Origin of the sequence: Diaphorobacter sp. (assembly GCF_050251835.1) — a bacterium.
Taxonomy (GTDB): domain Bacteria; phylum Pseudomonadota; class Gammaproteobacteria; order Burkholderiales; family Burkholderiaceae_C; genus JBFXIE01.
This window is the reverse complement of sequence record NZ_JBFWLZ010000057.1, coordinates 1-10,588: the sequence shown is the minus strand read 5'-3', so window position 1 is coordinate 10,588 and position 10,588 is coordinate 1. Positions and strand designations below refer to the sequence as shown.

The window sequence follows — 10,588 nt, the reverse complement described above, 5'->3', positions numbered from 1 at the left end:
GGCCTGTATGCACAAGGTGCTCACGATCATCAACGCCGTTCTCAAATCCGGCGTGCCTTGGCAAGTGAGTTATCCACATGCTGGAGCTATCTCAAAATGACTTGACTTTGAACACAGTTGCTCTCCCTCTGGGAGAGGGTGGGGGTGAGGGCCAGCAGCTCGATCTGAGACATGAGCCTGGTCAAGCAAAAACACCGTAAATAACACGCATGGCTGACAGCGCCCCCCAGCGCATCTACCGCGCACCCTGCCCGGGCTGCGGCGCGCCGGTCACCTTCCAGAGCGCGCAATCCACGCACGCCATCTGCGCCTACTGCCACAGCACCGTGGTGCGCAGCGGCGAGGTGCTGCAGCGCCTGGGCCGCATGGCCGAGGTGTTTGACGACCACAGCCCGCTGCAGCTGCTGGCCAGCGGCAGGCTGCAGGACCAGCCCTTCACGCTGATCGGCCGGCTGCAATACCAGGGCGACGAAGGGCGCTGGACCGAGTGGGTCGCCATGCTGCAGGACGGCAGCACCGCCACGCTCAGCGAAGACAACGGCGCCTATGTCTTCACCCGCGCGGCCGCGCTGGGGCGCGAACTGCCCGAGGCCGGGCGTTTTCGCGTCGGCATGACCACCGCCGTGGGCGGCCAGCCCTTCAGCGTGGCGGCCAACGTGCGCGCGCAACTCATCGCGGCCGAGGGCGAGGTGCCCAAGCTGCCGCCGCTGGGTGTGCCGTTCCAGGTGGTGGAGCTGCGCTCGGCCGACGGCGAGGTGCTGTCCATCGACTACGCCAGCCAGCCGCCGCAGGCGCAGCGCGGGCGCGCGGTGCGGCTGGAGGATTTGCAGCTGCAGGGCCTGAAGGACGAATCGGCCAAAGACGAAAAAGGCCGCCAGTTCAACTGCCCCAGCTGCGGCGCGCCGGTGCGCGTAGAGCTGGCCAGCACCAAAAGCTGCACCTGCCCGTCGTGCAGCAGCCTGATCGACCTGAGCAGCGGCCTGGGCGGCGAGTTGCGCCACGCCGCGCAGCACGAGCCGGTGCAGCCGCTGATCCCGTTGGGGAGCGTGGGGCAGTTCGAGGGCGCGCCGTGGCAGGTGGTGGGCTTTCAGCACCGCACGGGCGTGGAGCCGGGCGATGACGAGCACTTTGGCTGGGAGGAATACCTGCTCTACCACCGCCAGCGCGGCTTTCTGTTTCTGGTGGACGCCAGCGACGGCTGGAGCCTGGTGCGCCCCGCCACCGGCGCGCCGCAGCACAAGCCGGGCGCGGCCACCGCACGCTACCTGGGCACGCAGTACCGGCTGACATCCACCTACCAGGCCGAGACCAACTATGTGGCAGGCGAGTTCTACTGGCCCGTGGAGCGCGGCCAAAAGACCAGCAACAGCGACTTTGCGGCCGTGGGCGGCAAGGGCAAAGGCAAAGGCATCCTGTCGCGCGAGCAGTCGCGCAGCGAGGTCACCTGGTCGCACGGCAACCGCATCGACAGCAGCGCCGTGGCGCAGGCCTTCAAGCTGGGCGACAAGGCCGCGCTGTTTCGCCGGCAAGACGCGGGGCCGGTGGCCGCGGGCTCGGGCATCGGCTGCGGCACGGTGATTTTGATCTTCATCGTGCTGATCGTCCTGCTGGTGCTGATGAGCAACTGCTCGGGCTCGCCCGGCGGCGCCTACCGCAGCTCGGGCGGCTCGTTTGGCGGCTACAGCACGGGCGGCAGCCACAAATGACAATTTTTTCTCTCAACCCTTCCAAGGAGCAAACACCATGATGGGAATCGAATGGCTCCGGCCCGCGGCCTTCCTCGGGTCCATCCTCTACGCGCTGATCGGCGTGGTCGTCTTCTGGCTGTGCTTCTGGCTGATCGACAAGATCACCCCGGCCGACCTGTGGGCCGAGATCGTGGAAAAGCAGAACCGCGCCCTGGCGATGGTGGTGGCCGCCATGTGCCTGGGCATCAGCATCATCGTGGCGGCGGCGATTCACTGAGGCAGCCTCCCCGCGCATGAGCACCGTGTCCGACTCCGCCACGGCCGCCAGTCCGGTGGGCGCCGGCGCCACCCCCCGCCCCATCGACGTCGCCCTGCTGGCCAGCGTATTCGTCATCGCCGCCTGCGGGCTCTTGTACGAGCTGGCGGCGGGGGCGCTGGCGTCGTACGTGCTGGGCGACTCGGTGCTGCAGTTTTCCACCGTCATCGGCACCTATCTGTTCGCCATGGGCGTGGGCTCGTGGCTGTCGCGCTACTTCGAGCGCCAGCTGCCCGCGCATTTTTTGCGCATAGAACTGCTGGTAGCCCTGATTGGTGGAGCGCTGCCAGCTACGCTATTCATAGCAAACGCCTACGTGCCCGGCGCCTTCCGGGTGCTGCTGTACGGCATGGTGCTGCTGGTGGGCACGCTGGTGGGGCTGGAGATTCCGCTGGTCATGCGCATCCTCAAGCGCAACGTGCAGCTCAAAGACCTGGTGAGCCAGGTGCTCACCTTCGACTATCTGGGCGCGCTGGCGGTGTCGCTGGCGTTTCCGCTGCTGCTGGTGCCGCAGCTGGGGCTGGTGCGCACGGGGCTGCTGTTCGGCTTCATGAACGCCGCCGTGGCGGTGTGGGCGCTGTGGCTGTTCCGCCATGAGCTGCGGCGCTTTGGCGCGCACGCGCTGGCCTGCGCGGCGGTGCTGGCGGCGCTGCTGGCGGGGCTTTTGGGGGCGGAGCACATCACCCGCTTTGCCGAAGACAAGTTCTACCAGGACCGCATCGTGTTCAGCAGCGCATCGCCCTACCAGCGCATCGTGGTGACGCGCGGGCGCGCCGGGCACCGCCTGTACCTGAACGGCAACCTGCAGTTCGCGCAGCAGGACGAGTACCGCTATCACGAGGCCCTGGTGCACCCGGTGATGGCCGCGCATGGCGCCCCCAAGCGCGTGGCGGTGCTGGGCGGCGGCGACGGCATGGCCGTGCGCGAGGTGCTCAAGTACCCGTCGGTGGAGTCGGTCACGCTGGTGGAGCTGGACCCGGAGATGACGCGCATCTTCCGGGACAACCCCACGCTGGCCCGGCTCAACGGCGCGGCGCTGCAAAACCCCAAGGTGGCGGTCGTCAACCAGGATGCCTTCGGCTGGCTGCAGCAAGGCACGGACATGTTCGACGTGATCGTGGTGGACTTCCCCGACCCCACCAACTTTGCCATCGGCAAACTCTATACCAACAGCTTTTACGCCCTGCTGGACCAGCGCCTGGCGGCCAGCGGCTATGCGGTGGTGCAGACCACATCGCCCCTGGTGGCGCGCAGCAGCTTCTGGACGGTGGTGCACACCATCGAATCGGTGGGCCTGCAGGCGCGGCCCTACCACGCGCACGTGCCCAGCTTTGGCGAATGGGGCTTCGTCATCGCCAGCCGCCGGCCCTGGCGCCCGCCGGCCGAACTACCCGCAGGGCTGCGCTTTCTGGATGCGGCGTCCCTGCCGCTGCTGTTCGACTTTCCGCTGGACATGGCGCGCGTAGGCGCCGAGGTCAACCGCCTGTCCAACCAGGTGCTGGTGCACACCTACGAGCAGGAGTGGGGCCGGGTCGGCCCGTGATCGGCTGAACCCACGCGCCGCAGGGGGTGTCTGGCCGGCCCGGCCGGGGCTGATGCCGTACAGTGGGCGGCCCATGTTCCAGCCCATCCGCCCTCCCACCTCTCCGCGCCGCCGCCAGATGCTGCAGGCCGGCGCCGCCCTGGCCGCGGGCGTGGCCCTGCCCGGCTGCGACAAGCCCGCGCCCGCCGACGTGCTGGGCGGCTACACCGGCATCGACATGGCGCGCGGCCATGCGCTGCGCGACCGGCTGGCCGAGGGCGCGCCCTACACGCCCGACATCGTGCGCCGCACCCAGGTGGTGATTGCCGGCGGCGGCGTGGCGGGGCTGGCGGCCGCGCGCGCGCTGCGCCTGTCGGGCGTGGATGATTTTCAGTGCCTGGAGATGGAAGACCAGCCCGGCGGCAACAGCCGCGCGGGCAGCGTGAACGGCCTGGCCTGCCCGCTGGGCGCGCACTACCTGCCCGTGCCCGGCGAGCACGCGCGCGAGGTGCAGGACCTGCTCGAAGAGCTGGGCCTGCGCCAGCGCGAGGCCGGGCGCTGGCGCTACGGCGGCGACGGCGGGCGCCACCTGGCCCACAGCCCGCAAGAGCGCCTGTTCTGGCAGGGCCAGTGGCAAGACGGCCTGCTGCCCGTGGCGGGCGTGGATGCATCCACGCTGGCGCAGTACCGGCGCTTTGCCGAGCAGGTGGCCGCGCTGTCGCGCGCGGCGCGCTTTACCATGCCGGTAGTCAAAAGCTGGACGCCCGGCAGGCCTTTGGCGCCCGCGCAACAAGCGCTGGACGCTATCACTTTTGACGCATGGCTGGCGCAGCAGGGCCTGGACGACGCCCACCTGCGCTGGTACCTGGACTACTGCTGCCGCGACGACTATGGCGCGGGCACGGCGCGCGTGTCGGCCTGGGCGGGCATCCACTACTTTGCCAGCCGCCACGGCTTCCATGCGCCGGGCCTGGAGGCCGACGCTGGCGATGAGCGCGAGGGCGTGCTCACCTGGCCCGAGGGCAACGGCTGGCTGACCCGGCGCCTGGCCGAGCCCCTGGTGCAAGGCGGCCAGCTGCGCACCGGCGCCAGCGTGCTGCGCATTGCCGAGACGCGCCGCGGCGTGGAAGTGGACGTGTACCTGCACGCCAGCGACAGCATCGAGCGCTGGCAGGCGCGCCGCTGCATCGTGGCGCTGCCGGTGTACGTGGCCGCGCGCGTGGTGCAGCCCGCGCCCGACTTTCTGGCGCAGGCTGCGCGCCGCCTGCAGTGGGCGCCCTGGCTGGTGGCCAACATCCACCTGAGCGCCCCGCTGGCCGACCGCGAGGGCGCCGCCCCGGCGTGGGACAACGTGCTGTATGCCGACCCCGTGCCCGGCGGCCTGGGCTATGTGCATGCCGGCCATCAGCGCCTGGACGCGCGCAGCGCCGCCGCCAGCCCCACGGTCATCACCTACTACCAGGCGCTGGGCGACGTGGAGGGCGCGCGCCAGCAACTGGCCGGGCAACCCTGGACGCACTGGCGCAGCGCCATCGTGGCGGCGCTGGCCGTGCCCCACCCCGACCTGCCCGGGCGCGCCACGCGCATGGAGATCACGCGCTACGGCCACGCCATGTCCATCCCCGTGCCGGGCACGCAGGCGTTTTTAAGCCAAATTGGCCTCTCGCGCTTGTCTGGCAAGCGCTATCAGCTATCAAATGGAGAGCGCGTACCCGTACCGCCCACACCCGGCACCCAGCGCCTGCTGTTCGCGCACGCGGACTGGTCGGGCTACTCAGTGTTTGAAGAAGCCTTCACGCGCGGACACGCGGCCGGGCTGGCGGTGCGCTGGTAAAGCAGGTTGCAGACCATGAGCCCAACCCCCGCTTTTTTTGAACATCAGCACACGCAGCTGGGTGCCCAACTGCACGCCCATCTGCTGGACGTGGCGGGCGCAGACTTTGGCGGCGCGCAGCAAAAGCTGCAACGCTGGCGCGCCGGCCTGGCGCAGCACATCGAGATAGAAAACACGCAGCTGCTGCCCCATGTGCCCCCCGGCGCGCGCTGGGCGGCGCGTGTGTACCTGGTGGAGCACGACCGCATAGCGCTGCTGGCCGACGAATATGCGCTGAAGGTGCAAGCCGTGGCCGATCAGCCGCCGCAGGACGAGCAGGACCGCCGCGCCGCGGTGCTGATGCTGCTGGATGCGGCACATGCGCTGCGCCATGTGCTGGAGCACCACCACGCGCGCGAGGAACAGGCGCTGGCCCATGAACTGCCGGCGGCATTGCAGGCCGCGGCGTGGGCGGGCACGGAGCCGGGCGGCGCGGCACGCTGACGGCGCGCGTGCCGCGCCGTCCACCCGTCAGATCGTAAACACGCTCTCAGGCGTCGGGCTGGGCGGCAGCCACCCAGCGCAAGCCCCGGCCCTGGCTGAAGTAATAGTCCCCCTGCGGGCTGATGACGACGGCGCGGCAGGCTGCGGGGTCCGAGAAGTATTGCCACCCATGGGCGCGCTCCTGGGCGCCCGCATCGTTGGGAACGACCTGCATGCCCTGACCGGCGTTGTCCGCGCAGCGCATGGCGCGCTCGCGCGCGTGGTTGCGTTCCTGTCGATGATCACGGTCGCCTGCGAGAGCCGGGGCGCCCAAGGCGGCTACCAGCATTGCGATCGCGGTAAGAGTGATGTGGGTGCGCATGATGAACTCCTTGTGCCAGGGGGGTGCAGCCAGCATTGGCCGAGAGGCTGAGCCGACAGTGTGCACGGGGCACGGTGAATCATTGCTGAATGCGGGATTCACCCGCCGTTCATGGGGTAGCCCCGCCCGCGCCAAACCGCCCCAGCCCCAGCGTGACCAGCCCGCCGCCACGGCGCAGCAGCCACAGCGCCTCCAGCCCCATGCGCTGGGCCAGGGCCAGCCCCTCGCCGGGGCCTGCAACCAGCAGGGCCGTGGCCCAGGCGTCGGCATGCATGCACTGACGCGCCAGCACCGTGACGCTGGCCACCTCGTTGCGCACGGGCGCGGTGCGGCGCGCGTCCATGGTGTGCGCCAGGCGCTCGCTGCCCACCTGCAGGTAGCGCCGGTAGTCGCCCGATGTGGCGACGGCCAGGTCTTGCAGCTCGACCACGCCATGCACCGCGCGGCGCCCGGCCTGGGGGCTTTCCACGGCCACCGCCCAGGGCTGGCCGCTGGCCTGGGCGCCCACGGCACGCAGCTCGCCGTCCAGCGCCACCAGCGCATGTTCTACGGCGTGCTGGCGCAGCACGTCGGCCATGCGATCTACCCCGTAGCCCTTGGCAATGCCGCACAGATCCAGCTGCAGCGGCGCGTGCTTGCGGGCACGGCCTGCGGCGCGGTCGATTTCCAGCGCCTGATGGGTGGGCGGGCGGGGCGCGCCTGCAACTGCGGCAGCGGCGCGGATGGCCGCGGCGTCGGGCGCGTCGCGCGCGGCGCCAAAGCCCCAGGCGTCAACCAGCGCGCCCACGGCGGGGTCGAAAGCGCCGCCGCTCAGGCGGCAAATGTCCAGCGCGCAGGCCAGTACCTCCAGAATTTCGGGCGGCAGGGCCACCCAGGCGCCCGGCGCCGCGTGGTTCAGGCGGTTGAGGTCGCTGCCCGCCAGCCAGGGCGACATTTGCGCGTCCACCTGCTGCACGGCCGCGGCCAGGGCCTGCTCCAGCGCGTGCGCATCGGTGCCGGGCGGCACATCGCAGGTGACGGACCAGCGCGTGCCCATGGTGGGGCCGTGCAGGGTCAGCCGTTGCGGCTTAAAAAAGGTCTTCGGCATAGCGTCCTTGTGCCTTCAGTTGTGCCAGTCCCGGCGGGCTCAGCAGCGATTGCAGCACCTGCGCCACGCCCTGTGCCATGGGGCGGCTGCCGCACACGCGCACCAGGGCGCCCTGCGCCAGCAGGTCGCGCAGCTGCGCGGCATCACGCTGCAGGGCCTGCTGCACGTAGCCGCCGCCGTCCGGCAGGCGCGAGAACGTGGTGTGCAGCCCCGCCAGTCGGCCGTCGGCCTGCCAGTCCTGCAGTTCGGTGCCGAAGTAAAAGTCCCGCGCCGGGTCGCGTGCGCCGTAGTACAGGTGCATGGGCCGGTGGCGCGTGTTGCCGCGGATGAAGCCCGCCAGCGGCGCCACGCCGGTGCCCGCGCCAATCAGCAGCACGGGCGCGCGGCCGGCGGGCAGCGCGAAGCCAGGGTTGGGGCGGATGAAGGCCTGCACGCTGTCGCCCGGTTGCAGGGCATGCAGGTGGCCCGAGCACACACCGCCGGGCATGCGGCGCACGCAGACTTCAACAAAACCATCACCGCTGCCCGAGGCCAGCGAGTAGTAGCGCGGCACGGCCTGGCCGGGCGGCACGATGCCGATCAGGTCGCCCGCGGCAAAGCGGGGCAGCCCCCGACCGGGCAGGGCAAAGCGCAGGATGGCCGCGGGCTGGCCCGCCCCGCCCGCAAAGTCCTGCCGCGACATGAGCGTGAGCGCCACGGTGCGCGGCAGGCGCGGCCGGTAGTCGATGGGCAAGGGCTGGCCCAGGGCCTGCGCCAGGGCCTGGCCCCAGCGCGCAAACTCCTGGGCAGATTGCTGGTGGATGCGCTCCAGCGGCAGCAGCGCGGGCCAGCCCTGGCGGCGCAGCGCCTGCTCCAGCGCATCGCCAAACGCGCAGAAGGCGGGGAACTGCCGGTCGCCAAAACCCAGCACGGCCACCTGCGCGCTGGTGACTGGCAGGTGCGCAATGGCCTCCAGCGCGCGCGCCGCATGGGCGGGCGGCTGGCCGTCGCCATAGGTGGCGGCCAGCACATACACCTGCCGCGCGGCGGGCGGCACGCGCCAGTGCTCCAGCGCCGCGGTGTGCACGCGCTGGCCCGCGGCCACCAGCGCGGCATGCAGGGCCTGGGCAAAGCCCCAGGTGCTGCCGCCTTCGCTGGCCACAAAGATCAGGCTGTCGGCCTGCGCCAGCGGGCTGTTATCAGCAATGCGCGGGCGGCTGCGGCGCGCCTGCCACCACAGCCACAGCCCGGTACCCCAGAACAGCGGGATGCTCGCCCCCATGGCGCCCAGCAACAGCGCCCAGGCCCAGGCACCTTCGCCGGTATGCAGCAGCAGCGCCCAGTCGTGCACGCGCTGCGCGGCCGTGGCGTCCTGCCAGGCCAGCATCTGGCCGCTGTAGCGGTCCACCCAGCCCTGGCCCTGGGTGGTGGTGATGCGCCAGGTGTCTTGCGGGTCGTCCGCCGCGGGCAAGTTGAGCTTGCGCAGGTCTTGCACGCGCAGGCTCTGCAGCAGAGGCAGCTGCCCGGCCGGCAGGGCGAGCTGGCTGCCTTGCACGGACGCCACGTCGGGCTCTGCCCCGGCGTCCAGCGGCATCAAACCAAAGGTAGCCGCGCTCATCACCAGCGCCGCAGCGGCCGACACTGCCAGCACCGGCAGCGCCACCCGCCCAGCCAGCACGTGCAGGCGCTGCGCCAGCGTGCCGCGCACCGGCCCGGCCAAGTGGCGCCAGCCGCCCATGCGGCGCTGCAGCAGCACCAGGCCGGTGACCGACAGCCCCAGCATGGCCAGCGCCACCACGGCGGCGGCCATGCGCCCGCCATCGCCCATCAACAATGCGCGGTGCAGGTTCTTGACCCAGCGCGGCAGCAGCGAGGGCTGGTAGCCGCCCAGCACGCGCCCGTCTGCCGGGTCCACGCGCAGGGCCTGGGCCTGGCCGTTGTCGAACGCATGGACCACGATGCCGCCCGAGGGCAGGCGGCGGATTTCCTCCGCGCCGGGCACGCTGGCCTGCACGCGCTGCACCAGGGTGGCCACCGGCAGGTCCTGCGCGCCGGGCGCTGCCTGCCAGGCGTTGCGCAGCGGGTCGAGCGCCAGCAGCGTGCCCGTGATGCCCAGCACCAGCGCCAGCGTGCCCGCCACCAAACCCAGCCAGCGATGGAGTTGCCGCCAAACCATGGTTGCCCCCTTCGCTTACTTGAGTTGGTAGCTGAACGACTGGATGTACTGCTTGCCCGCCTGCGGCTTGCCGGCCTGGGCGTTGGACAGCGGCACGCGGATTTCCGAGGGGCTGTCGCGCATGTCCTCGGCGGCGGCGTCGATGCGGATCTCGTAGCCCGCATCCAGCAGCGCATCGGCCAGGTCGGCCGTCACCTTCAGCGTGCGGCCCGCGCCCACGCTGGCGCCGGTCACGCCCTGCAGGCGCCGGCTGTCGCTGGCGGACAGGCGGTTCCAGTCCGCCAGGTGCTTGTAGTACTTGGCCTTGCCGCCCGCCACCCACAGCGTGCCGGCGTAGGCGCCCTTGGGGTCGGTGAGGTACACGGCCAGGTAGGCGCCGTCACCGCCGTAGTTCTTGAGCTGGGTGGTCAGCGTGACCTGCCGGGCTTGCGCCAGGGCGGGCACGGCCAGCGCGCAGGCGGCAGCCAGGGTGGTCAGCAGGGGTTTGGTGTGGGACATGGAAAGTCTCCAGAAAAAAGGGGGGGGTTATTCGATCTGGCCGCGCGGCGTGGTGCCGGGGGTCAGCACGGGGCTGTGGGCCGGGGCGGGTGCAGCGGCCGGTGCGGCGTTCTGAGCGGGCGCCGGGGCCGGGGCGGCGCCGCGGTAGCGGTCGCGGTCGTGCCCGTCGTCATCGCCGCCACGCAGCTTCATCTTCAACACGCGCAGCGTCTGGGGGTCCAGCTTGGCCTTGAAGCTGCGGCCCTGAGCGTCGCGGCCGCGTACCTCGTAGCAGCCGTCGTCGATCTTGATGCGCTGCACCTGCCAGCCCTGGGCAGTGGCGTGGCTCAGTACCGCGTCACGCGATTGCCAGTTCTGCGCGGGGGCGTCGCAGTCGTCGTCCGCCAGCGCCGGGGCGGCGCCGAGGGCAAGGCACAGGGCCAGCATGGGGGCGGGGTGTTTCATGGGGGCTCCTTTGGTTCATCAAGGCTTGCCGTGATTGTTGAAAAACCAGTCTGAACCGGTGCTGAAGGCCACGTTCATCCGTCGTTCATCGCCGCGCCCGTATAACCACAGCCCATGAACACCTTGCGCCGCCTCTTTGCCATGCTGCTGCTTGTGGGCGCCGGCGCCACAGGCGGCGCGTTGCATGCCGATGAGCGTGA

At 70.9% G+C, this 10,588-nt stretch carries 11 protein-coding genes; 5 read left to right on the top strand and 6 right to left on the bottom strand.

Annotation, left to right across the window (positions count from 1 at the left end):
• The first annotated feature begins 209 nt into the window (after positions 1-209).
• From AB7E35_RS14115 to AB7E35_RS14095, 5 genes are all read left to right on the top strand, one after another.
• Positions 210-1,706 carry a DUF4178 domain-containing protein gene (locus AB7E35_RS14115; RefSeq protein WP_428167784.1) on the top strand — a complete coding sequence of 499 codons (1,497 nt, stop codon included), beginning with the start codon at positions 210-212 and terminating at the stop codon, positions 1,704-1,706.
• Positions 1,707-1,743: 37 nt separating this feature from the next.
• On the top strand, positions 1,744-1,965 hold the full coding sequence (locus tag AB7E35_RS14110; RefSeq protein WP_428162659.1) for a DUF350 domain-containing protein: 222 nt from the start codon (positions 1,744-1,746) through the stop codon (positions 1,963-1,965).
• A gap of 16 nt (positions 1,966-1,981) precedes the next feature.
• Complete coding sequence (locus AB7E35_RS14105; RefSeq protein WP_428167783.1) at positions 1,982-3,547, top strand: polyamine aminopropyltransferase; 1,566 nt, start codon at positions 1,982-1,984, stop codon at positions 3,545-3,547.
• Between the two features lie 73 nt (positions 3,548-3,620).
• Positions 3,621-5,360 carry an NAD(P)-binding protein gene (locus AB7E35_RS14100; protein WP_428167782.1) on the top strand — a complete coding sequence of 580 codons (1,740 nt, stop codon included), beginning with the start codon at positions 3,621-3,623 and terminating at the stop codon, positions 5,358-5,360.
• Positions 5,361-5,375: 15 nt separating this feature from the next.
• Positions 5,376-5,843 (top strand): hypothetical protein, encoded by a 468-nt coding sequence (locus AB7E35_RS14095; RefSeq protein WP_428167781.1) that lies wholly within the window; start codon positions 5,376-5,378, stop codon positions 5,841-5,843.
• A 46-nt stretch (positions 5,844-5,889) separates the two neighbouring features.
• Here the strand turns inward: AB7E35_RS14095 and AB7E35_RS14090 are convergent, their stop codons facing one another.
• The 6 genes from AB7E35_RS14090 to AB7E35_RS14065 all read right to left on the bottom strand — a co-directional run.
• Positions 5,890-6,204 (bottom strand): hypothetical protein, encoded by a 315-nt coding sequence (locus AB7E35_RS14090; protein WP_428167780.1) that lies wholly within the window; start codon positions 6,202-6,204, stop codon positions 5,890-5,892.
• Between the two features lie 109 nt (positions 6,205-6,313).
• Positions 6,314-7,291, bottom strand: coding sequence for an FAD:protein FMN transferase (locus tag AB7E35_RS14085; protein WP_428167779.1), 978 nt, complete (start codon positions 7,289-7,291; stop codon positions 6,314-6,316).
• Positions 7,272-9,446 (bottom strand): PepSY domain-containing protein, encoded by a 2,175-nt coding sequence (locus tag AB7E35_RS14080; protein WP_428167778.1) that lies wholly within the window; start codon positions 9,444-9,446, stop codon positions 7,272-7,274. The genes AB7E35_RS14085 and AB7E35_RS14080 overlap by 20 nt, the downstream gene beginning before the upstream one ends.
• A 15-nt stretch (positions 9,447-9,461) precedes the next feature.
• On the bottom strand, positions 9,462-9,944 hold the full coding sequence (locus AB7E35_RS14075) for a DUF2271 domain-containing protein (RefSeq protein ID WP_428162652.1): 483 nt from the start codon (positions 9,942-9,944) through the stop codon (positions 9,462-9,464).
• Positions 9,945-9,971: 27 nt separating this feature from the next.
• Entirely contained in the window at positions 9,972-10,388 is a 417-nt protein-coding gene (locus AB7E35_RS14070; protein ID WP_428167777.1) for a PepSY domain-containing protein, read from the bottom strand.
• Positions 10,389-10,406: 18 nt separating this feature from the next.
• A partial coding sequence (locus AB7E35_RS14065; protein WP_428167776.1) for a hypothetical protein occupies positions 10,407-10,588 on the bottom strand: 182 nt, incomplete at its 5' end.